This is a genomic window from Arthrobacter sp. 05N428_2, from assembly GCF_056397065.1.
This window is the reverse complement of sequence record NZ_JBFTMR010000004.1, coordinates 37439-59305: the sequence shown is the minus strand read 5'-3', so window position 1 is coordinate 59305 and position 21867 is coordinate 37439. Positions and strand designations below refer to the sequence as shown.

18 protein-coding genes and 1 tRNA gene are annotated in these 21867 nt (G+C 67.5%); 13 read left to right on the top strand and 6 right to left on the bottom strand.

All coding sequences use genetic code 11. The features are described from left to right. Positions 1-40 precede the first annotated feature (40 nt). A complete protein-coding gene (locus tag AC1DGI_RS05085; RefSeq protein ID WP_476897989.1) occupies positions 41-271 on the top strand; it encodes a hypothetical protein in 231 nt (76 codons plus the stop codon). A 121-nt stretch (positions 272-392) separates the two neighbouring features. Here AC1DGI_RS05085 and AC1DGI_RS05080 read toward each other — a convergent pair whose 3' ends face one another. Further along, positions 393-716 (bottom strand): LysE family translocator, encoded by a 324-nt coding sequence (locus tag AC1DGI_RS05080; RefSeq protein WP_476897988.1) that lies wholly within the window; start codon positions 714-716, stop codon positions 393-395. Positions 717-1001: 285 nt separating this feature from the next. Here AC1DGI_RS05080 and AC1DGI_RS05075 point away from each other — a divergent pair, with 285 nt between their 5' ends. Together AC1DGI_RS05075 and AC1DGI_RS05070 are read left to right on the top strand one after the other, a co-directional pair. Next, positions 1002-2171, top strand: coding sequence for an NAD(P)-dependent alcohol dehydrogenase (locus tag AC1DGI_RS05075; protein WP_476897987.1), 1170 nt, complete (start codon positions 1002-1004; stop codon positions 2169-2171). Then, on the top strand, positions 2168-2596 hold the full coding sequence (locus tag AC1DGI_RS05070) for an HIT family protein (protein ID WP_441401997.1): 429 nt from the start codon (positions 2168-2170) through the stop codon (positions 2594-2596). The genes AC1DGI_RS05075 and AC1DGI_RS05070 overlap by 4 nt, the downstream gene beginning before the upstream one ends. Before the next feature lie 12 nt (positions 2597-2608). On the opposite strand, the gene hrpA is transcribed toward AC1DGI_RS05070, so the two are convergent. Together hrpA and AC1DGI_RS05060 are read right to left on the bottom strand one after the other, a co-directional pair. Continuing rightward, positions 2609-6631 (bottom strand): ATP-dependent RNA helicase HrpA, encoded by a 4023-nt coding sequence (gene hrpA, locus AC1DGI_RS05065; protein WP_476897986.1) that lies wholly within the window; start codon positions 6629-6631, stop codon positions 2609-2611. An 87-nt stretch (positions 6632-6718) separates the two neighbouring features. After that, positions 6719-6886, bottom strand: coding sequence for a hypothetical protein (locus AC1DGI_RS05060; RefSeq protein WP_476897985.1), 168 nt, complete (start codon positions 6884-6886; stop codon positions 6719-6721). Positions 6887-6967: 81 nt separating this feature from the next. Here AC1DGI_RS05060 and AC1DGI_RS05055 point away from each other — a divergent pair, with 81 nt between their 5' ends. Then, positions 6968-7933: a GlxA family transcriptional regulator gene (locus AC1DGI_RS05055; RefSeq protein WP_476897984.1), complete on the top strand. Its 966-nt coding sequence runs from the start codon at positions 6968-6970 to the stop codon at positions 7931-7933. Here AC1DGI_RS05055 and AC1DGI_RS05050 read toward each other — a convergent pair. Both AC1DGI_RS05050 and AC1DGI_RS05045 read right to left on the bottom strand, forming a co-directional pair. Continuing rightward, positions 7930-8223, bottom strand: a complete 294-nt coding sequence (locus AC1DGI_RS05050; RefSeq protein ID WP_476897983.1) for a protealysin inhibitor emfourin — start codon at positions 8221-8223, stop codon at positions 7930-7932. The genes AC1DGI_RS05055 and AC1DGI_RS05050 overlap by 4 nt on opposite strands. Before the next feature lie 39 nt (positions 8224-8262). After that, positions 8263-9309 (bottom strand): M4 family metallopeptidase, encoded by a 1047-nt coding sequence (locus AC1DGI_RS05045; RefSeq protein ID WP_476897982.1) that lies wholly within the window; start codon positions 9307-9309, stop codon positions 8263-8265. Positions 9310-9420: 111 nt separating this feature from the next. Between AC1DGI_RS05045 and AC1DGI_RS05040 the strand changes: the two genes are divergently transcribed. Beyond that, a complete protein-coding gene (locus AC1DGI_RS05040) occupies positions 9421-10398 on the top strand; it encodes a cation diffusion facilitator family transporter (protein ID WP_476897981.1) in 978 nt (325 codons plus the stop codon). 60 nt (positions 10399-10458) lie between these two features. On the opposite strand, the gene AC1DGI_RS05035 is transcribed toward AC1DGI_RS05040, so the two are convergent. Next, a tRNA-Arg gene (locus tag AC1DGI_RS05035) sits at positions 10459-10531 on the bottom strand. A 194-nt stretch (positions 10532-10725) separates the two neighbouring features. On the opposite strand from AC1DGI_RS05035, the gene argS reads away from it, so the two are divergent. The 8 genes from argS (at position 10726) to prmC (ending at position 21855) form a co-directional block, all read left to right on the top strand. Beyond that, positions 10726-12390 (top strand): arginine--tRNA ligase, encoded by a 1665-nt coding sequence (gene argS / locus AC1DGI_RS05030; protein ID WP_476897980.1) that lies wholly within the window; start codon positions 10726-10728, stop codon positions 12388-12390. 5 nt (positions 12391-12395) lie between these two features. Beyond that, entirely contained in the window at positions 12396-13850 is a 1455-nt protein-coding gene (gene lysA / locus AC1DGI_RS05025) for a diaminopimelate decarboxylase (RefSeq protein ID WP_441401844.1), read from the top strand. Beyond that, positions 13851-15188, top strand: a complete 1338-nt coding sequence (locus AC1DGI_RS05020) for a homoserine dehydrogenase (protein ID WP_476897979.1) — start codon at positions 13851-13853, stop codon at positions 15186-15188. Continuing rightward, positions 15189-16295: a threonine synthase gene (thrC, locus tag AC1DGI_RS05015; RefSeq protein ID WP_441403154.1), complete on the top strand. Its 1107-nt coding sequence runs from the start codon at positions 15189-15191 to the stop codon at positions 16293-16295. Between the two features lie 2 nt (positions 16296-16297). Continuing rightward, the gene (gene thrB / locus AC1DGI_RS05010; protein ID WP_441403155.1) at positions 16298-17284 is read left to right on the top strand and encodes a homoserine kinase; all 987 of its coding nucleotides are present in this window, start codon (positions 16298-16300) and stop codon (positions 17282-17284) included. 309 nt (positions 17285-17593) lie between these two features. Continuing rightward, the gene (gene rho, locus AC1DGI_RS05005; RefSeq protein WP_476897978.1) at positions 17594-19783 is read left to right on the top strand and encodes a transcription termination factor Rho; all 2190 of its coding nucleotides are present in this window, start codon (positions 17594-17596) and stop codon (positions 19781-19783) included. Positions 19784-19849: 66 nt separating this feature from the next. After that, complete coding sequence (gene prfA / locus AC1DGI_RS05000; protein WP_441403607.1) at positions 19850-20923, top strand: peptide chain release factor 1; 1074 nt, start codon at positions 19850-19852, stop codon at positions 20921-20923. A gap of 29 nt (positions 20924-20952) precedes the next feature. Then, a complete protein-coding gene (gene prmC / locus AC1DGI_RS04995; RefSeq protein WP_476897977.1) occupies positions 20953-21855 on the top strand; it encodes a peptide chain release factor N(5)-glutamine methyltransferase in 903 nt (300 codons plus the stop codon). Positions 21856-21867 lie beyond the last annotated feature (12 nt).

Sequence of the window (21867 nt, the reverse complement as noted above, 5' to 3'; positions counted from 1 at the left end):
TGACATTAATGGCTCGGCGGAGTCGTTCTAACGCTTTGGGATGCACCGGGCCCCCTTCAGGGCCGGACACAACGCCCCGAACGCTGCCGAGGATCACGGCTACCTCAAGACGGGTCCGCACGGTGGCCAGCGCAGAGCCGAACTCGATAAGCCGACGGTCCAGTCCGGCGGTCCCGGCAGGGTCCTGCGCCGTACGAACTTCCAGGAGCGTGCGGTCGCACAACGCGAGCACGTTCCGGAGTTCCTCGTTGCCGCGCCCGACTACCGATGAAGCCGCTGATGAAGCGAGGTCTCGCCGCTGCTTGCCGTCCATGCATCAAGTCTCGTCGAGGGGTCTGACAATAACGGCTGGCCGACCCCGGCGTACTCCCGCAGGCCGACCGCAGCAGGGCTTAGTGAACCGGGTCCAGCGCAAGTTTCAGGCCAAAGCCGGCCAGGACGGTGCCGGTGATGCCGTCGATTATCCGGACGGTGCGCGCCCCCTTCAGCGATCTGGAAAGGAAGCCGGTCGCAAAGACCAAAGCGCTGAACCAGATCATGGCCAGAATGCAGTGCACGCCGGCCAGCAACATCCCCATCAGCAGGGGAGAGGTTCCGGCGGGGATGAACTGCGGAATCGTCGCGATGTAGAAGACGCCGACTTTCCGGTTGAGCAGGTTGGTTCCAGCTCCCGTCAGCCAACCCCTCAACAGCTGATGTCCCGCCGGGTTGGCCACCTGAACCCCGGCTACGGACGCCCCGACTTCCGGCTGCGTAGGTGCGTCGCTGTGCCGCCAACTCTTCCAGCGCAGGGAGCGGCCCAGCCAGACCATGTGATGGACGAACGCAGCACCAGGCCGTGTCGATGCCCGGCACCAGGGTCAGTAGTCCCGCGACGACGGCGAATGCGAGCAGCTTGATAGACGGTCAACCTCCAAGGATAGGACGGCGCCCGCCGGCTAATTCCCCACGCAAGCCCCGCCAAGTGGCCTAGTGCCCGGTCCCGGGGGTAGCGTCGGACCATGACCCCAGGACGCCCCGTACCGCCGCCCCTCGCCAAGCCGCTTCCCGACGTGAGCAACTCAAACGACGTCGGCAACTCCGCAACAGCCGCCCCCACGCTCGCGGCCGCCTACGGCGCCACATCCAGTGACAGCACCCTCGTCCCGCTCACAGTGGCCCGGCGCTCGCCTAAGCAGGACGACGTCGAGATCGCCATCGAGTTCTGCGGCCTCTGCCACTCGGACGTGCACGCGACCCGCGGCGAATGGGGCGCACAGAACTACCCCCTCGTCCCCGGACACGAAATTGTCGGTCGCGTCGCCCGGGTCGGCTCGGCGGTTGACGACTTCGCTGTCGGCGACCGCGTCGGCGTCGGCTGCCTGGTCGATTCCTGCCGCGAATGCGACAGCTGCCTTGACGGCCTCGAGCAGTATTGCGAAAACGGCGCAACCGGCACTTACGGCGCCAAGGATCCGCGCAACGACGACGCCATCACCCAGGGGGGCTACTCCACCTCGATCGTCGTGGACCGCAACTACGTCCTCCGCGTCCCCGAGGGCATGGACGCGGCTGCCGCGGCACCCCTGCTGTGCGCCGGCATCACCACCTACTCGCCGCTGAACCACTTCGAGGTCGAGGAAGGCGACGTGGTCGGCGTCGTGGGCCTCGGCGGCCTCGGCCATATGGCCGTCAAGATCGCCAAGGCCATGGGTGCGCAGGTCACCGTCTTCACGACGTCGGAGCGGAAGTTCGCGGCGGCCCGCGAGTTGGGCGCGGACCGCGTCGTCCTCTCCACGGACCCGTCCGCGATGGAAGATGCAGACCGCACCATCGACGTCATCATCGACACCGTTGCCGCGTCGCACGACCTCAATCCGTACTTCCGCACCCTGCGCGTGGACGGCGCGCTGTTCCAGCTCGGCCTGCCGTCGGAAGCGATGCCGCCGGTCAATCCCGGTTCGCTGATCCGGCGCCGGCTCGCATATGCCGGTTCGCTGATCGGCGGCATCGCCGAGACCCAGGAGATGCTCGACTTTTGCGCCGAGCACGGCGTGGTGTCCGACGTCGAGGTGGTCCGCGCGGACCAGCTGAACGAGGCCTTCGACCGCATGGTGGCCGGCGACGTGAAGTACCGTTTTGTCCTGGACGCCAGCACCCTGGGGTCACCGGCAGAAAAGGCGGATGTATGAGCACCCTGTTTACCAAGATCATCAACGGCGAGATCCCGGGCCGCTTCGTCTGGCGGGAGGACGACGTCGTTGCCTTCCTGACGACGGGGCCGCTGGCCGACGGGCACACGCTCGTGGTCCCCACCGAGGAAGTGGACCGCTGGACGGATGCCCCGCCGGAAGTACTGGGCCGGGTGATGGAGGTGGCCCGCAAGATCGGCGCCGTCCAGGTGCAGGTGTTTGCCGCCGCCCGCGCCGGCCTGATTGTGGCCGGCTACGAAATCAACCACCTGCACGTGCACGTGTGGCCCTCCAATTCGATGGCGGACTTTGATTTCGGTTCGGCGGACCAGCACCCGGACCCGGCCCGGTTGGACGCGAATGCGGACAAGCTGCGCGAGGGGTTGCGGGACGCCGGCCACGCGGCGCACGTACCCGAGGCCTAGCGTCGGGGAAGGCTAGACCGGCGCCAGCGCCTTGTTCAGCACGGCCCGGATCCGCTTTTCGGACACCGAATAGGCGGTTCCGAGCTCGACGGCGAAGAGGCTCACCCTCAACTCCTCAATCATCCAGCGGACGTGGGTTAACTCCGTGCCAGCGCGCCGGCCAGGCAGCAGCGCGGACACCGCGTCGTCGTAATCGTCCTCAAGGGCCTGGATGACAGCCATGTGTTGCGCGTCGCGCTGGACGTTGCCGGGAAGTTTTTCCAAACGTTTCTCGATGGCCGCGAGATAGCGGGGGAGCTGACTGAGCTGGGCGTAACCCGTGCGTGCCACAAAACCGGGGAAGACCAGCTGCCGGAGCTGACTTCGGACGTCGTTGAGCGCACTGATGAGCGCCAGGCTGGTGGTGCCCGTGAGCTGCTTCTCAATCCGCCGCGTGCTCGCCAGGATGCGCTCGACGACGGCAGTCACCGTGAAGACCGTGTCGATCAGTTCGGCGCGGACCTGCTCGTACAACGCCCTGAACGACGCCTCGTCCCACGGGAGCGCTGCCGGGGTGAGCTTGTCGATCGCGGCCAGGGCACAGTCCGCGATCAGGGCCGAGACGGAGCCGTGCGGGTTCTGGCTGAAGGTCAGTTTCTCGGTGTTGTTCAGGTGCTCCAGGACATAGCGGTCCGGCGGGGGCACCTTCAGTGCCAGCAGCCGGATGACCCCGCCACGCATGGCCTGTTCCTGCTCGGAAGCGGTCTGGAAGAGCCGCAGCGACACGGAGGCTCCGTCGTCCACCAGTCCGGGATAACCCGTGACGGTGTGACCTTTTACGGTGCCCTGGACCTGGCGCTGCACCGTGCCGAACGTCCAGTCCTTCAGTCCGGACACCTCGGTGAAGCCCGCCGGTGAAGCTGCGGCCGGCCCGGCAGCGGCCGACGCCGCGCCGGTCTTACCGTTAGATGTGCCGCCAGCGTTCGCCTTGCCGCCGGCTTTCGGCGCCGCCGGACCCACCGTGGACGGGGTGGCGCCGAGGGATTCGGCGATGGCGCGGCGGGTGGCCGGTGCCAGCTTCTCCTGGAGGGCCGAGAGGTCCTTGCCTTCGTCCAGCACCTTGCCGCGGGAATCGACCACGCGGAAACTCACCCGCAGGTGCGGCGGGACGGCCTCCCAGTTCCAGGAGCCCGGCGGGATGACCTGGCCGCGGATCCGGCGCAGAACCAGTTCCAGGGAGGGCTCCAGTTCGTCCGCGGCGGGGTCGAAATCGGCCTCCAGCGCCGCGACGGCCTGGCGCGCGACGTCGGGCGCGGGGACGAAGTTCTTCCGGACCTGCTTGGGCAACGACTTGATCAGCGCCGTGACCAGCTCGACCCGCTGGCCAGGGATCAGCCAACGGAAGGCGGCGTCGTCCAGCTGGTTCAGGAACAGCACCGGGACCTCGGCGGTGACGCCGTCGGAGGGATTCGGCGGCGACCCGGGCGCGACGGGATGGAACTCGTAGCTCAGCGGCAGCTCAAACCCCTTGTGCAGCAACGTCTTCGGGTATGCCGAATCATCCAGTGCAGCGGCGTCCTCGCTGATCAGCAGCGACTGGTCGAAGTCCAGCAGCGTGGGGTCCTGCTGGCGGGCTTCCTTCCACCATTTGTCGAAGTGGCGCTCGGAAACCACTTCCTTGCCGATCCGGGCGTCGTAGAACTCGAACAGGGTCTCGTCATCCACCAGGATGTCGCGGCGCCGCATCCGTGCCTCAAGCTCCTCGACCTCCTGGAGCAGGGCGCGGTTGCGGTGGAAGAACTTGTGATGGGTCTGCCAGTCGCCCTCCACCAGCGCGTGCCGGATGAACAGCTCACGGCAGAGCTCCGGATCCACCCGGCCGTAGTTGACCCGCCGGTTGGGGATGATGGGCACGCCGTAGAGGGTGACTTTCTCATGCGCCATCACCGAGCCCATCTTCTTGGACCAGTGCGGTTCGCTGTAGCTGCGCTTTATCAGGTCCGGCGCCACCTGCTCGGCCCAAAGGGGATCGAACTTCGCGGCGACGCGGGCCCAGAGCCGGCTGGTTTCGACCAGTTCGGCGGCCATCACGAAGGTAGGGGATTTCTTGAACAGGGCGGAGCCGGGGAAGATCGCAAAACGGCTGCCGCGGGCGCCGGCGTACTCGCGCTTGCGTTCGTCGAGGATGCCGATGTGGCTCAACAGCCCGGAGAGCAAACTGATGTGGATGCCCTCGTGGTTGCCCACCGGGTCCGTCAGGCGCTTGTTGTCCAGGCTGATGCCCAGCGGCCGGGCCAGCTGGCGCAGCTGGGCGAAGAGATCCTGCCATTCCCGGACGCGCAGGTAGTTGATGAACTCGTTGCGGCAGAGCCGACGGAAGGCGGTGGAGGAGAGCTCCTGCTGCTTCTCCTGCAGATAGTTCCAGAGGTTCAGGAACCCGGTGAAATCCGAGTTCTCGTCCCGGAACCGCGCGTGCTTCTCCGCGGCGAGCTGCTGCTTGTCGGTCGGGCGCTCGCGCGGGTCCTGGATGGTGAGCGCCGCCGCCAGGATCATCACCTCGCGGACACAGCCGCGTTTGCCGGATTCGACGATCATCCGTCCAAGCCGCGGATCCACCGGGAGCTGAGCGAGTTGCTGTCCGACGGCGGTCAGGCCGCTGCCGCTCCGGCCGGAACCAGGCCGGCGGCCGTGGCGGCCCTCGGCGTCGTCGGTCTGCCCTTGCGGGCGCGCGGGGCTGAGGGCGCCGAGTTCGCGCAGGAGGTTGACGCCGTCGTTGATGGCTCGGGAATCCGGCGGTTCCACGAAGGGGAAGTTTTCGATGTCCTTCGGATTGCGCGCCACGCCCATTGCGGTCATCTGCAGGATGACGGCGGCGAGGTTGGTGCGCAGGATCTCCGGATCGGTGAACGGCGGCCTCGACTCGAAGTCCTCCTCCGAGTAAAGCCGGATGGCAATGCCGTCGGACACGCGGCCGCACCGGCCCGAGCGTTGGCTGGCCGAAGCCTGGGAGACCCGTTCGATCGGCAGGCGCTGGACCTTGGTGCGGTGCGAGTAGCGCGAAATGCGGGCGGTGCCGGTGTCGATGACGTACTTGATGCCGGGCACCGTGAGTGAGGTTTCGGCGACGTTGGTGGCCAGCACGATCCGGCGCTTGTTGCCGGGGTGGAAGACCTTGTGTTGCTCCTGCAGGCTCAGCCTGGCGAAGAGCGGGAGGATCTCGGTGCCGGCCAGCCGCCGGTTCGTCTGGATCCGGGCGTGGAGTGCGTCGGCGGCGTCGCGGATTTCGCGCTCGCCGGAGAAGAAAATCAAGATGTCGCCCGGAGCTTCAAGGGCAAGTTCGTCGACGGCGTCGCACACGGCGTCCAGCGGGTCGCGGTCCTCTTCGAGCTCGTCGTCGGAGGCAGTGCCTTCTCCTCCGTCGTCGCCGGCGCCGGCACCGCCGGCCGGCTGCGAGAGCGGCCGGTAGCGGATCTCCACCGGGAAGGTGCGGCCGGATACTTCGATGATGGGGGAGGGCTTTTCCTCGCTGCCGAAGTGCTTGGCGAAGCGCTCGGGATCGATGGTGGCCGAGGTAATGATGACCTTCAGGTCCGGGCGCTGCGGGAGGATCCGTTTGAGGTAGCCGAGGATGAAGTCGATGTTGAGGCTGCGTTCATGCGCTTCGTCGATGATGATCGCGTTGTATTTGCGCAGCAGCTTGTCGCGCTGGATCTCGGCCAGCAGGATGCCGTCGGTCATGAGCTTGACCTTGGTGGAGCGGCTGACTTCGCCGGTGAATCGGACCTGGAAGCCGACTTCCTGGCCAATCTCGACGCCGAGTTCTTCGGCGATGCGCTCGGCGACGGTGCGCGCGGCGAGCCGGCGCGGCTGGGTGTGGCCGATCAGGCCGTTATCGCCCAGGCCCAGCTCCAGGCACATCTTGGGGATCTGGGTGGTCTTACCGGAACCGGTCTCGCCGGCGATGATGGTCACCTGGTTGGCGGCGATGGCGGCCATCAGGTCCTCGCGGCGCTCGGAGACCGGCAGCTCGGCGGGGTAGGAAATATGCAGTGTCATGGCTGGAAACAGTCTACGGGCCGCGCGGCAGGTCATAGGGTTGCCCGGTCCCTGTGCGGGGCCGGGCAGCGTGTGGGGTGGCGTGGTTTAGAAAATCCGCAGGGTGTAGCTGGTGCTGGGAAGGTCGCGGGCCATCCAGTACTCATGCGAGCGGACGGGGGGATTGTGGCCGAGCCCGTCTTTCGTGAGGCTGCGCAGGGTGGCGGCGACGGCGGCGAGGACCAGGACGATGAGGGCGATTCCGATGAGTTCCATACCTCTATGGTTCGCCGGTGGAAGAGGCAAAAGAAGTGGCAGAAATGCCCAAAAGGCTATAATTTCTGCCACACTGGAAGCATGATCAAATCAGTGGCGATGATCGTGGTCCCCAACTTCTCGATCTTCGAGTTCGGGACCGCCTTCGAGGTGTTCGGTATCGACAGATCGGACCGCGACGCCGGCGTGCCCGCCTTCGATTTCCGCATCTGCACTCCGGTGCCGGGCGATATTCCGATGAAGTCGGGCCCGTCGATGCAGGTGGAACTCGGGCTCGAGGCGGCGGCGGACGCGGACTTGGTGATCATGACCCCGTTCGGCAAGGACGCGGATGTTCCCGAGTCTGTCCTGGATGCGTTGCGGGCGGCGCATGCCCGGGGCGCCTGGGTCATGTCGATTTGTTCCGGGGCTTTCGCACTGGCCCGGGCCGGGCTGTTGGACGGCCGCCGCTGCACCACGCACTGGCATTACTCGCAGGAGCTCGCCGCCCGCTATCCGGCCGCGCTGGTCGACGAAAACGTGCTCTACGTCGAGGACGACCGGATCATCACGAGCGCCGGCACCGCGGCGGGCATCGATGCCAGCCTGCACCTGGTCCGGGTCGAGTTCGGCGCCAACGTGGCCGCGAGCATCGCCCGGGACATGGTGGTTCCGCCGCACCGCGACGGCGGCCAGGCCCAGTACATCGACCGGCCGATGCCGAGGTGCGGTTCGCAGCCAATGGAAGAGCTGCTGGGGTGGATGGTCCGGAACCTGGACGAGGACCACGCCGTCAACGAACTGGCGGCTCGGGTTCACATGTCGCCGCGCACGTTCGCGCGGCGGTTCAGGGCTGAGACCGGTGCCACGCCGGCGGCCTGGCTGAACTCGCAGCGGGTGCTCCGGGCCCAGGAGCTGCTGGAGACGACAGACCTCAATATCGACGAGATCGCCCGGGAGGCCGGGTTCGGCCACTCGGTGTTGCTGCGGCATCATTTCGCCAAGGTGCTCGACACCAGCCCGCAGTCCTACCGGCGGACCTTCCGCGGACACCTGGCCGCGGTCTAATCCGGCTGGCCCTCCCGCCCGGTCGACTCGGAGGCAGCGCGCGTGGTCTCAACGAGGATCCGCCACGGGCCGATGAGGTCCTGCTCCAGCAACGTGGCGCGGCGCTCGCCGGCCCGAATCCGGAAGACGAACCGGTCAGGCTGGGCGGTATCCGGAGTGGGCAGTTCGTCCCAGGGACACGCCTCGACCAGGGGCTGCCACCGGTTCCGGTCATCCGGAGTCACCGCCTGCACGCTCCAGACACGCTCCATCCCGGCGATGCCGCCGGTGCGCTGGACGGTGATTTTCACGGGGTGGTTTTCATTCGGTGATCCTTCGGCCGGTGCCGTCTAGAGCCTCACTTTGACAGTGTCCCACGCCTGCCGCACGGCGTCATGCTCCGCCGATTTGGCTCCGTAGAGCTCCTTGGCGGACGCCGCGGTGGCCTTGGCGAAGGTGCTGAAAGTCGCGGCTGCAGGCAGTGACCCTCCGGTCAGGGTGTCGTACCAGATGCGTCCCGGCGTCTCCCAGGCGTTGCCGCCCAGGGCCGTCGCGACAAGGCAGAAGGCGCGGTTGGGGATGCCCGAGTTCAGGTGCACCCCGCCGCTGTCGGCGCTGGTGTGGACATAGGAGTCCATCGAGTCCGGTTGCGGATCCTTGCCTAGCACGTCGTCGTCGTAAGCGGTGCCGGGTGCCTTCATGGAGCGCAGCGCCATGCCTTGGACCTGGTCCGTAAAGAGGCCCTCGCCGATCAGCCAGCTAGCCTCCACGGCGGACTGCTGCTTCACGTACTGTTCCACCAGGGCGCCAAAGACGTCGGACAGCGATTCGTTCAGCGCTCCCGCCTGGTTGCGGTAGGCAAGACCGGCGGTGAACTGGGTGACGCCGTGCGTAAGCTCGTGGCCGATCACGCTCAGCGAGGCGGTGAAGCGGTTGAAGACCTGGCCGTCGCCGTCGCCGAACACCATCTGACGGCCGTCCCAAAAGGCGTTGTCGTAGCGCTGGCCGAAGTGCACGGTGGCATCCAGGGGCAGGCCGTTGCCGTCTATCGAGTTGCGGCCGAACGCCTCCGCATAGAGCCGGTGCGTGCTGCCGAGTCCGTCGTAGGCCTCATCCGCTGCCGGATCGCCAGTAAGCGATTCGCCCTCTTTGCGTACCAGCACGCCCGGCAGGTTCTCCGAGGCCTTCGCGTCGTACACGGTTCGCAGCGGCGGCCCCGGCGTGAGCTGCCGCAGCCCCGGCGGCGTGACCGGCGCGGCGGCAACGCGGGCCGCCTGGAAACTCTTGACGTGCTGCAGCGCTTCCTTCGCGGCGCGGGCCGCCAGTTGGAGGCGCGGTTCCTGACGTTGCGCCGCCAGCCGGCGCAACAGGTAGGGAGGGATGATGGAGCAGTACATGTGAGACCCCTTTGCTTCTGCCGATGCGCACAGCCTATGAGAGGGCCCGGACATTTGGCAGGCCCGGCGCCCAAGAGCCTTGCTGGCTGCCGCCGGTTGTACGGTGGGCCAATGGCGCAAACGGAGAAGCGAAAGAAACCCGGCTCGACCCTGCTGACGGTCATCATCGCGTTCGTGGTGAATGTTCTCGTAGCCGCGGCGAAGTCCGCGGCTGCAGTCCTCACCGGCTCGGCCTCGATGACCGCCGAAGCGGCCCACTCCTGGGCTGACACCGGAAACCAGGTGTTCCTTTTCCTGGCTGAGCGACGATCTGCCAAGCCCCGGGACCTGGCCCACCCCATGGGCTATGGCCGGGAAGCGTATGTCTGGTCGATGTTCGCGGCCTTCGGACTCTTTACCGCCGGTGCCGTGGTTTCCATCATGCACGGCGTCCAGCAGATCCTCGCCCCGGAGCCGGCGGCCGACTTCGCGGTGGCCTACGCGGTCCTGGCCGCCGCCTTCGTGCTCGAGGGGATCTCCTTCATCCAGGCGTTCCGCCAGACCCGGGCGGCCGCGCACCAGCTGGAACGGCACACCTTGGAGCAGGTGATGATCAGCTCCGATCCCACCCTGCGCGCGGTTTTCGCGGAGGATGCCGCGGCCCTGATTGGCTTGGTTGTCGCCTTTGCAGGCGTGTTCCTGCATCAGGTCACCGGTTCCCCGTTGCCCGACGCGGTGGGGTCGATCGTCGTCGGCGTGCTCCTGGCGGTGGTCGCCGTCGTCCTGATCGACCGCAACCGCCGCTTCCTGGTGGGCCAGGGCGTGACCCCCCGCATCGAGCGGTCCCTGGCCCGCCGGGTGTTGGAGCACGGGGATATCGCCCGGCTCACCTACCTGCACCTGGAATTCGTAGGCCCCCGCCGGCTGTATCTGGTGGCGGCCGTGGACCTGCAGGGCGATCTCCCGGAACATGAGGTGGCCGTCGCGCTGCGCCGGATCGAGCGCGAGCTGGAAGACCACGAAACGGTGGAAGAGGCCGTGCTGACGCTGTCGACCCCGGACGAACCCGACTTGGACTTCGACGCCGGGGAGACCCGCGCCAGCTCCTGAGCGGCAGCAGCGGAAAACAAAGAACCCCGCCACTTCAATGAAGTGACGGGATCTTTTCTGTGCCCTCGATTGGAATCGAACCAACGACCTTCTGCTCCGGAGGCAGACGCTCTATCCCCTGAGCTACGAGGGCAATCAGGGATCCTGCCGTTTCCGGCGGGACGTCCTAGAGCTTAGCAGGAAGGTGGGCCCCAACGGAAAATCGCGTTGCCCGCGGCGCCCGCGGCAGTCCCGTCGGCGCCCGGGCCGGCACCGCAGCCGGCACCGCAGCCGAACATGACGGCGCCGGAATTCCGCGCTGCTGCGGGCCGCCGGTAGGCTAGAAGCGTGACCCCAGAAGAACTCTCCCTCGCCATATCCGCCTGCCTGAAGGACGCCGTTGCCGCCGGTGAAATCGGACTCGCCGCCACCGACATCCCCGAAGCGGTGCGCGTGGAGCGGCCCAAGAACAGGGAGCACGGGGACTGGGCCACCAACATCGCCCTCCAGCTGGCGAAGCTGGCCGGAACGAACCCGCGTCAGCTCGCCACCCTGCTGAGCGCAAGGCTGGCCTCGATCGAGGGAGTCTCCGCCGTCGACGTCGCCGGGCCCGGGTTCCTGAACATCACCGTCGACGCCGCCGCAGCCGGTGTCCTCGCCAAGGCGATCGTCGAGGCGGGGCCCGCCTACGGAACCAACACCGCGCTCGCCGGCCGCACGGTCAACATGGAGTTCGTCTCGGCCAACCCCACCGGACCGCTGCACATCGGCCACACCCGCTGGGCCGCCCTGGGCGACTCTATTGCGAGGGTGCTCCGGGCCTCCGGGGCGGACGTCACGGCTGAGTATTACATCAACGACGCCGGCTCGCAGATGGACGTTTTCGCGCACTCGGTCCTGTCCCGGCTGCACGGCCGCGGCGTCCCGGAAGGCGGCTACCCGGGCGAATACATCGAGGACCTCGGCCACGAGGTCCTGACGCAGCACCCCGACATCAGGGAACTCACCGACGTGGCCGCGCTGCCGGTGATCCGTGGTGCTGCCTACAAGGCGCAGCTGCATGACATCAAGCAGACCCTCGCGGAGTTCGGCGTCGAGTTCGACGTCTTCTTCTCCGAGCAGGAACTGCACGACGCCGGCGCCATCGCGGACGCCGTCGCCCGGCTTCGCGAGCAGGGCCACGTTTTCGACGACGGCGGCGCGGTGTGGTTGCGCACCACCGACTTCGGCGACGACAAGGACCGCGTGATGATCCGTGCGAACGGGGAGCCGACATACTTCGCTGCCGACGCCGCCTACTACCTCTCCAAGAAGGACCGCGGCTTTACCGAGAAGATCTACCTGCTCGGTGCCGACCACCACGGCTACATCAACCGGCTCAAGGCGATCGCGGCCGCGGCCGGCGATGATCCCGAGGTCAACATCGAGGTACTGATCGGCCAGCTGGTCTCGGTCAACGGCGCCAAGCTGTCCAAGCGGGCCGGCAACATCATCGAGCTCAAGGACCTGATCGCCTGGCTGGGCAAGGACGCCGTCCGGTACTCCCTGGCGCGCTTCCCGGCCGACTCCCCGCTGACCCTGGACCCGGAACTACTCAAGAAGCACAGCAACGAGAACCCGGTGTTCTACGTCCAGTACGCGCACGCCCGATCCCGCGGCGCGGCGCGCAACGCCGTTGCCGCCGGCGTCGAGCGCATGGTCCACGGGAAAGAGGCCTTCGACGCCGCGCTGCTGGACCACGCGACCGAAAACGAGTTGCTCTCGCACCTGGGCAGCTACCCCTCGATCGTGGCCAAGGCCGCCGAGCTGCGGGAGCCGCACCGCGTCGCCCGCCACCTGGAAGTCATCGCCGGGGCCTACCACCGCTGGTACGACGCCTGCCGCATCGCGCCGCTGGGCGGGGAAGACATCACCGACCAGAACCGCACCCGGCTCTGGCTCAACGACGCCACCAGCCAGGTGCTCGCCAACGGACTGGACCTGCTGGGCGTTTCGGCGCCGGAACGGATGTGAATGCCATGACCGCGACCTCGGACAACAGCAAGGCAGCCTCCCCGCTGGCCCCGGACTGGCTCGCCGTCCCGGACGATCTCAACGCCCTGCACGAACCGATGTGGGCTGCCGGCGTGGCGCGCACCGGCGGCGGCGAACTCGCCATCGACGGCATCCCGGTCAGCGAACTGCAGCGGCAGTTCGGCACGCCGCTGTTCGTCATGAGCGAGACCGACTTCCGGGCCCGCGCCCGGGCCTTCCAGGACGCGTTCAACGAGGCGTTCGCGGACATCTGCGGGGGAGTGGACGTCTACTACGCCGGCAAATCCTTCCTGTGCACCGCCGTCGTCCGCTGGGTCGAGGAGGAAGGCCTCCGGCTGGATACCGCCTCCGGCGGCGAACTCGCCGTCGCGGCGATGGCCGGTATTCCCGGCGCTGCCGTCGCCCTGCACGGCAACAACAAGTCCGACGCCGAGATCCACCGCGCCCTCGACATGAAGCTGGGCCGGGTCGTGGTGGACAGCCTCGCCGAACTGGAGCGGGTCGCCGCCATCGCCTCCAACCGCGGCGAAACGGCGAAGGTCATGCTGCGGCTGACCCCCGGCGTGCACGCGCACACCCACGAATTCATCGCCACCGCGCACGAAGACCAGAAGTTCGGCCTCTCGATGGCCGGTGACTCGACCGACCGGGCCGGGCTGTCCGCCGCCGAGGAAGCCGTGGCCGCCGCGGCAGGCCATGACAGCATCGAACTGCTGGGCCTGCACTGCCACATCGGCTCCCAGATTTTCGAACCGGACGGCTTCGCCCTCGCCGCACAGAAGCTGCTCGACTTCCTGGCCGCGATGCAGGCCAAGTACTCGATCGTGCTGCCGGAGTTGGACCTGGGCGGCGGGTACGGCATCGCCTATACCTCAGTGGACACCCCGCGGCCGCCTGCGGAGATCGCCCGGGCGATGGCTGCCGTGGTCCGCGCCAAGGTGGCTGAACTGGGCATCACCGCGCCGCGGATCTCGATCGAGCCCGGCCGGGCGATCGTGGGCACCAGCACGTTCACGCTGTACGAGGTGGGGACCCTGAAAACGGTGCGCGTGGACGCAGCGGAAAACGTTACGTACCCGCGCCGGTATGTGTCGGTGGACGGCGGCATGAGCGACAACGCACGCCCGGTGCTGTACGACGCGGATTATTCCGCGATTCTCGCCTCCCGGGCCTCCGACGCGGCCCCGCAGCTGTCCCGAGTGGTGGGCAAACATTGCGAGAGCGGCGACATAGTTGTTAGAGATGTATATCTGCCCGAGGACGTGGCAGCCGGTGATCTGCTCGCTGTACCGGGGACCGGCGCCTACTGCTGGGCTCTGTCAAGCAACTACAACTATCTGGCCCGGCCGGGCGTTGTCGCGGTGCGCGATGGATCAGCCCGGCTCATCGTCCGCGGCGAAACCGAACAAGATCTGCTCAACCGCGACATGGGAGTCTGAATGACGGAAATGCGAACCCTGAAAGTGGCCCTGCTGGGCTGTGGCAATGTCGGGGCCCAGGTTGCGCGGATTCTGATTGACGACGCCGAGACCCTGGCGTCGCGCGCAGGCGCCCGCCTCGAGCTGAGCGGCATCGCCGTGCGCAACCCCGATGCCCGCCGCGACGTCGACCTGCCCCACGAGCTGTTCACCACCGACGCCGACGCTTTGGTCAAGGACGCCGACCTGGTGATCGAGCTGATGGGCGGGATCGAACCGGCCCGGACCCTGATCCTCACCGCGATCCGGCACGGCGCCTGCGTAGTGACCGGCAACAAAGCGCTGCTGGCGCAGGACGGTCCGACCCTCTACGAGGAAGCCGACAAAGCCGGCGTGCAGCTCTCCTACGAGGCCGCCGTCGCCGGGGCCATCCCGATCCTGCGCCCGATCCGGGACAGCCTCTCCGGCGACCGGATCACCCGGGTGCTGGGCATCGTTAACGGCACCACCAATTTCATCCTGGACCAGATGGACACCACGGGCGCGCAGTTCACCGATGCCCTCGCCGAGGCCCAGCGCCTCGGCTATGCCGAAGCGGACCCCACCGCCGACGTCGAGGGCCACGACGCCGCCGCGAAGGCCGCGATCCTCGCCTCGCTGTCCTTCCACACGCGCTTCGCGCTCGAGGACGTGTTCTGCGAGGGCATCAGCGCCGTCACCGCCGCGGACATCGCCGCCGCGAAGGACGCCGGCTTCGTGATCAAGCTGCTGGCCATCGCCGAGAAGCTCACCAACCCCGCCGCAGGCAAGGAAACAGCCGGGGGTGCAGAGGGTGTTTCCGTCCGTGTCCACCCCACCCTGCTGCCTCGCGAGCACCCGCTGGCCGCGGTGCACGGCGCGTTCAACGCCGTCTTCATCGAGGCCGAGAATGCCGGCGAGCTGATGTTCTACGGGCAGGGCGCCGGCGGCACCCCGACGGCCTCGGCCGTGCTGGGAGACCTGGTCTCGGCTGCCCGCCGGGTCGTCCTGGGCGGACCGGGGCGCACCGAAACGACCACCGGACATGTCCCTGCGCTGCCCATCGACGCGGCGGTCACGAGCTACTACATCGGCCTCGACGTCGCGGACCAGCCCGGCGTCCTGGCCCGGATCGCGCAGCTCTTCGCCGAGCACGGCGTCTCCATCGAAATCATGCGGCAGACCATCCACCGCGACTCCGCCGCCAAGGCCGAGTCGGCCGAACTGCGGATCGTCACGCACCGCGCGAGCGAAGCCGCGCTCGCAGCAACCGTCGAGGCCGTCAAGGGCCTGGACGTCATCAATTCCGTCACATCCGTACTCCGGGTAGAAGGGGTCTAAGTGGCTCACCAATGGCGCGGAGTCATCCGCGAATACGCTGAACGCCTGCCGGTCACCGAGGCCACCAAGGTCATCACCCTGGGAGAGGGCGGCACGCCGCTGGTGCACGCACAGAAGCTCTCCGAGCTCACCGGCTGCACCGTCTACCTCAAAGTCGAGGGGATGAACCCGACCGGGTCCTTCAAGGACCGCGGCATGACCATGGCCATGACCGCGGCTGTCGCCTCCGGGGCGAAGGCCGTGGTGTGCGCCTCCACCGGCAACACGTCAGCCTCCGCAGCGGCCTATGCGACGTCCGCCGGGCTGCAGTGCGCCGTGCTGGTGCCCGAGGGCAAGATCTCGATGGGCAAGCTCAGTCAGGCGATCGCGCACGGCGCCACGCTGCTGCAGGTGGACGGCAACTTCGACGACTGCCTCGACATCGCCCGCAAACTGGGCGAGTCCTACCCGGTGTTTCTGGTCAACTCGGTCAACCCGGCCCGGATCGAGGGGCAGAAGACCGGCGCCTTCGAGGTCGTTGACGTGCTCGGCGACGCCCCGGACATCCATGTGCTTCCGGTCGGGAACGCCGGCAACATCAGCGCGTACTGGAAGGGCTACAAGGAGTATGCGGCGCCTTTCGAGTCCGCCACCGCCGGACAGTTGGCCGCCGTCGCCACGAAGACGCCGGTGATGTGGGGCTTCCAAGCCGCGGGCGCCGCCCCGTTCGTAGCCGGCCACCCCATTACGGAGCCGGACACCATCGCCACCGCCATCCGGATCGGCAACCCCGCCTCCTGGGACACCGCCGTCGCCGCCCGGGACGAATCCGGCGGCGTGATCGAGGCCGTCACCGACGAGGAAATCCTCGCCGCGCACCGTTGGCTCTCCGCCCGTGAAGGAGTGTTTGTGGAACCCGGTTCCGCCGCCGGCGTCGCGGGGCTGATCAAGAAGCACGCCGCAGGCGAGGTTCCTGAAGGCAAAATCATCGTGATCACGGTGACTGGCCATGGACTCAAGGATCCGCAGTGGGCCCTCCGCACCGAAGACGGCAGCGAGGTTCAGCCGGTTAAGGTTGCCAACGACGTCGTCACGGTGGCCGCCGAACTGGGACTGGAAGAAAAATAGCCTTGGAAACCACCCTCACCGTCCCGGCCGAATCTCCCGCCGACACCCCGGCGGTTCCGGCCGGGCTGGCGGTCACCGTCCGGGTTCCGGCCACCAGCGCGAACCTGGGCCCCGGCTACGACAGCCTGGGGCTGGCCCTCTCGCTGCACGACACGCTGACGGTGGAAACCCTGGAGAGCGGCGAACTTGAATTCGAGCTCAGCGGCGAGGGTGCGGACACACTGCCGCGGGATGCGAGCCACCTGGTGGCCCGGGCCCTGACCGAGGCGCTGCACCAGCTGGGCTTCCGGCACGACGGTCTGCGGATCACGGCCGACAACGTCAACCCGCACGGCCGGGGCCTCGGTTCCTCGGCCGCCGCGGTGGTTGCCGCTGTCACCGCCGCGAACGCACTGGTCCCTGCGGCGTCGCGCCGCGGAAAGGACTGGATCCTGCAGCTCACGTCCAAGATGGAAGGGCATCCGGACAACGTCGCACCCGCTATTTTCGGTGGATTGGCGCTGTCCTGGCAGGACAGTGACCAGTACAGCAGCACCTGCGCGCGAGTGGATCCCGCCATCGTCCCGGTGGTCGCGATCCCGGACTTCGAACTGTCCACGGAAGCTGCCCGGGCGCTGCTGCCGGCCTCTGTTGGGCATCACGCCGCGGCCATGAACTCGGGCCGGGCTGCGCTGCTGATCCATGCGCTGACGCAGCAGCCTGAATTCCTGCTGCCGGGGACCGAGGACTACCTGCACCAGAACTACCGCGCACAGGCCATGCAACCGAGCGCCGGGCTGATTGCGGCGCTGCGGGGTGCCGGCCATGCCGCCGTCGTCTCCGGTGCGGGGCCCACCGTGCTGGTCCTCGCCGCCGACGAAAAGGAAGCGGCCGACGTCGTCGAGTTCATCGGAGCTTTCACTGCAGCCAACACGCCGGAGGTCCACTGGCGTGTGATGAAGCTGGCCGTGGACACTGAAGGTGCTAAAGTGGAAATACACCGGCGGTAACACGCAAGCTTTTAGTAAGACCGCGATGTTGGCCAAGTTGCCCTCTCTCATCTTTCACTGCGCAATATTTTCCGGTGCCACCTGCTTTCGGTCTGACGCAGGAAGCTGCAGAACTTCTCTGTACCCCTGAAGTGTCAGCCGACCGTTCATCAATTTCGGGACGCGTCTTGGTGTAGCAGTATCCGGCCCTGCTGGCCGAAATCCATCCGGCAAGGCCACAAATCCCGGCTGTAGATCTGAACTGCAGCCCAGATCAAATCACCGCGTCCAGCTCCTAGCCTGGACGCCGTCGAGGGGGAAGGATCCTTCGTGACCGAAACCACTGAGCTGTCTCCAGCTGTGGAACTATCATCTTCTGCTGCCGAACCGGCAGCACCCGCCAAGAGCAGCGGCCTCGCAGGCCTCAAGCTCGCCCAACTCCAGGCCCTGGCCAGCCAGCTGGGGATCTCCGGGGGTTCCCGGATGCGCAAGGGCGATCTGGTGACCGCCATTTCCGCCCATCGTGCCGGTACCCCGGTCAGCAAGGCCCCCGCCCGGGCCGCCGAGAAGGCTAGCGACAACGGCACGGTTGCCCAGTCGGCTCCGGCCGTAGCTCCGGCCGCCGTCGCGTCCGAGGCTCCGGCCCAGGAAAGCCCGCGGGCCCGGACCCGTGGCCGCAGCCGCCGCGCCGGCAGCGACGGCGTCGTGAGCACCGCCGCTGAGGCACCCGCCGCAGCTCCGATGGAGGCGCCGGCCGCCCCGGTCGAAGCCACCCAGGCCGAACAGGCCGCCGAAGGCAGCGACCGCACCCGCCAGCCGCGAACCCGCAACCGCCGCCGCGGCGAGGCCGCAGGCCAGACCGCAGCCCAGGGGGAGAACGCGGCAGCACCCGCCGCCGAAACCCACACGGAGCAGCCCGCCGCCGAGCAGCGCCAGGAGCGCCAGGAGCGCCACGCCGAACAGGGCAGCGACGACGGCCAGCGCCGCGAGAACACCCGCGGCCGTGGTGGCCGTGAGGACAACGCCACCGGCAGCCGCGACAACAATCGCGACAACGCCGCAAGCAGCCGCGACAGCAACCGCGACAATAACCGCGATAACGACGACAGCGACGGCGGCAGCCGCCGTAACCGCCGCAACCGTCGCGACCGCAACGATCGCAACGACCGCTCCGGCGGCCAGGACAACCGCGACAACAACTCGCGCAACGACCGCTTCCGCGACCGTAACGAACGCCGCCGCGGCCGCTCCCAGGGCCCCGACGTCGACGACGTCGAGGTCACCGACGACGACGTGCTGCTGCCCGTCGCCGGCATCCTGGACGTGCTGGAGAACTACGCGTTCATCCGTACCTCCGGTTACCTGCCGGGCCCGAATGACGTCTACGTGTCCCTCGCCCAGGTCAAGAAGTACAACCTGCGCAAGGGCGACGCCGTCGTCGGCGCCATCCGCGCTCCGCGCGAGGGCGAAAACCAGCAGAGCAATCAGCAGCAGTCCGCCCGCCAGAAGTTCAACGCCCTGGTCCGCGTCACCTCGGTCAACGGCAAGACCCCGGAGGAGCTCAAGGACCGCGTCGAGTTCGCGAAGCTGGTTCCGCTGTACCCGTCCGAGCGCCTGCGCCTCGAGACCGACCCCAAGAAGATCGGCCCCCGCGTCATCGACCTGGTGGCCCCGATCGGCAAGGGCCAGCGCGGCCTGATCGTTTCGCCGCCGAAAGCCGGCAAGACGCTCATCCTGCAGTCCATCGCGAACGCCATCACCACCAACAATCCTGAGGTCCACCTCATGATGGTGCTCGTTGACGAACGTCCCGAAGAAGTCACGGACATGCAGCGCACCGTCAAGGGTGAGGTCATCGCCTCGACCTTCGACCGTCCCGCCGACGACCACACCACCGTGGCCGAGCTCTCCATCGAGCGCGCCAAGCGCCTCGTGGAGATGGGCATGGACGTCGTGGTGCTGCTGGACTCGATGACCCGTCTGGGCCGCGCCTACAACCTGGCGGCACCGGCCTCCGGACGCATCCTGTCCGGTGGCGTCGATTCCGCCGCACTGTACCCGCCGAAGCGTTTCTTCGGTGCAGCGCGCAACATCGAAAACGGCGGCTCGCTCACCATCCTGGCCACCGCGCTCGTCGAGACCGGTTCCAAGATGGACGAGGTCATCTTCGAAGAGTTCAAGGGCACGGGCAACATGGAACTGCGCCTGTCCCGCCAGCTCGCGGACAAGCGCATCTTCCCGGCGGTGGACGTCAACGCGTCCGGTACCCGCCGCGAAGAGAACCTGCTCTCGCCGGAGGAAGTCAAGATCATGTGGAAGCTGCGCCGTGTCCTCTCCGGACTCGAAACGCAGCAGAGCCTTGAGCTGCTGACCAACAAGATCCGGGAGACCCAGAGCAACGTCGAGTTCCTCATGCAGGTGCAGAAGACGACGCTTGCGATCTACGATCGCAAGCCACCCGGCTCCGGCAGGCCCGAAGCCACTCCCGGGGCGGAAAAATCCGTGCGGCTTCGTCGTTAAGTCGCCAGCCGCGGTTCAGTTTTTGTGTCGTAACTAGACTTGGTTCCAAGTCGAAAGAGGTTTGAAATGTTTGAGTCCGTACAGGGGTTGTTGGATGAGCATGCTGCCATCCAGGCCCAGCTTGGGGATCCTGCTGTTTATGCTGACCAGAAGCTGGCCCGGAAATTGGGGCGGCGCTCGGCCCAGTTGAACGGCATTGTCGAGGCTTACCACCGCTGGGAGGCCATCAGCGATGACCTCTCGGCCGCGAAGGAAATGGCGGACGAGGATCCGGAGTTTGCCGCCGAGGTGCCCGAGCTCGAGGCCGCCCTGGACACGGCGGCGGCCAAACTGCGCCGGCTGCTGATCCCGCGCGACCCGGACGACGCCCGCAACGTGATCCTCGAGGTCAAGGGCGGCGAAGGCGGCGACGAGGCCGCGCTGTTCGCCGCCGACCTGCTCCGGATGTACACCCGTTACGCGGAATCCCGCGGCTGGAAAACCGAGCTCATCTCCGCCACCGAATCGGACCTGGGCGGTTACAAGGACGTCCAGATGGCCGTCAAGGGCAGCTCCAACGATCCGGCCGAGGGCGTTTACGCGCGGCTCAAGTTCGAAGGCGGCGTGCACCGCGTCCAGCGCGTTCCGGTGACCGAATCCCAGGGCCGCATCCACACCTCGGCGGCCGGCGTGCTGGTGCTGCCCGAGGTGGACGAACCCGAAGAACTCGAGATCAACCAGAACGATCTGAAGATCGACGTCTACCGTTCCTCCGGCCCCGGCGGACAGTCGGTCAACACCACCGACTCGGCCGTGCGCATCACCCACCTTCCCACCGGAATCGTGGTGGCAATGCAGAACGAGAAGTCCCAGCTGCAGAACCGTGAGGCCGGTATGCGCGTGCTGCGGGCCCGCATCCTTGCCCACCAGCAGGAGCAGATCGACGCCGAGAACTCGGCCCAGCGCAAGTCGCAGATCCGCACCATGGACCGTTCCGAGCGCATCCGGACCTATAACTACCCGGAAAACCGGATTGCCGACCACCGCACCGGCTACAAGGCGTACAACCTCGACCAGGTCATGAACGGCGACCTGGAGCCGGTAATCCAGTCCGCCATCGAGATGGACGAACAGGCCCGCCTCGACGCCATCGGCGACTAGTCCGGCCTGCCCGTCGATGACACCTGACAATGACACCTGAGTCCGGACCGAGCCTCGCCGACGCCGTCCGCGACGCCACCGCCGTGCTGGCCGCCGCCGGGGTGCCCAGCCCCGAGGTCGACGCCGAACTCCTCGCCGAGCACCTGCTTGGCGGGGGCCTCGGCCGGCTCCGCGCGATGATGCTGGGTGATTCCCGGGCACCGGAGGGCTACGAGGAACTCGTGGCCGAACGGGCACAACGGATCCCGCTGCAGCACATCACCGGCGTGGCGCATTTCCGGTACCTTGAACTTGCAGTGGGTCCGGGGGTGTTCATCCCGCGCCCGGAAACGGAATCCGTGGTGCAGTTGGTGATTGACTGGCTCAGGGACCGGGACGCAAGCAGCGACCAGTCGCGCACGGCGGCACGGCCCAGGGTCGTGGACCTGGGCACTGGCTCGGGCGCGATTGCGGGCTCGATCGCGTACGAGGTCCCCGGCGCCGAGGTCCACGCCGTGGAGTTCAGCGAGTTCGCCCACGCCTGGGCGGCCAAGAACCTCCTGCCGCTTGGCGTCCAGCTGGTGCGCGGCGATCTGCGCACCGCACTGCCTGAACTTAACGGCAGCTTCGACGTCGTCGTGTCCAATCCGCCCTACATCCCCGCCGAAGCGGTCCCCAACGAACCTGAAGTGGCGCTGCACGACCCGCCCGAGGCGCTGTACGGCGGGGGAGCGGACGGAATGGAACTTCCGACGGCGGCAGCGGCTTCCGCCGCCCGGCTGCTGGCCCCCGGGGGCTACTTCGTGATGGAGCACGCCGAGGTCCAGGCAGGCTGGATCGCCGCGATGCTGGAGCGCTCCGGACTCTGGACCGGCGTGGCAACGCACCTGGACCTCAACGGCCGGGAACGCGCCACCAGCGCCGTGCGTCGAACCGAACCACACCAGCACTGATGAAAGGATAGG

What these genes read in the sequence shown, in the direction of transcription:
- prmC (WP_476897977.1), top strand. Translation starts at nt 20,953, where the DNA reads ATGACACCTGAGTCCGGACCGAGCCTCGCCGACGCCGTCCGCGACGCC.
- AC1DGI_RS05040 (WP_476897981.1), top strand. Translation starts at nt 9,421, where the DNA reads ATGGCGCAAACGGAGAAGCGAAAGAAACCCGGCTCGACCCTGCTGACG.
- AC1DGI_RS05020 (WP_476897979.1), top strand. Translation starts at nt 13,851, where the DNA reads ATGACGGAAATGCGAACCCTGAAAGTGGCCCTGCTGGGCTGTGGCAAT.
- hrpA (WP_476897986.1), bottom strand. Translation starts at nt 6,631, where the DNA reads ATGACACTGCATATTTCCTACCCCGCCGAGCTGCCGGTCTCCGAGCGC.
- prfA (WP_441403607.1), top strand. Translation starts at nt 19,850, where the DNA reads ATGTTTGAGTCCGTACAGGGGTTGTTGGATGAGCATGCTGCCATCCAG.
- AC1DGI_RS05045 (WP_476897982.1), bottom strand. Translation starts at nt 9,309, where the DNA reads ATGTACTGCTCCATCATCCCTCCCTACCTGTTGCGCCGGCTGGCGGCG.
- AC1DGI_RS05055 (WP_476897984.1), top strand. Translation starts at nt 6,968, where the DNA reads ATGATCAAATCAGTGGCGATGATCGTGGTCCCCAACTTCTCGATCTTC.
- AC1DGI_RS05075 (WP_476897987.1), top strand. Translation starts at nt 1,002, where the DNA reads ATGACCCCAGGACGCCCCGTACCGCCGCCCCTCGCCAAGCCGCTTCCC.
- lysA (WP_441401844.1), top strand. Translation starts at nt 12,396, where the DNA reads ATGACCGCGACCTCGGACAACAGCAAGGCAGCCTCCCCGCTGGCCCCG.
- AC1DGI_RS05085 (WP_476897989.1), top strand. Translation starts at nt 41, where the DNA reads ATGCACCGGGCCCCCTTCAGGGCCGGACACAACGCCCCGAACGCTGCC.
- AC1DGI_RS05060 (WP_476897985.1), bottom strand. Translation starts at nt 6,886, where the DNA reads ATGGAACTCATCGGAATCGCCCTCATCGTCCTGGTCCTCGCCGCCGTC.
- AC1DGI_RS05070 (WP_441401997.1), top strand. Translation starts at nt 2,168, where the DNA reads ATGAGCACCCTGTTTACCAAGATCATCAACGGCGAGATCCCGGGCCGC.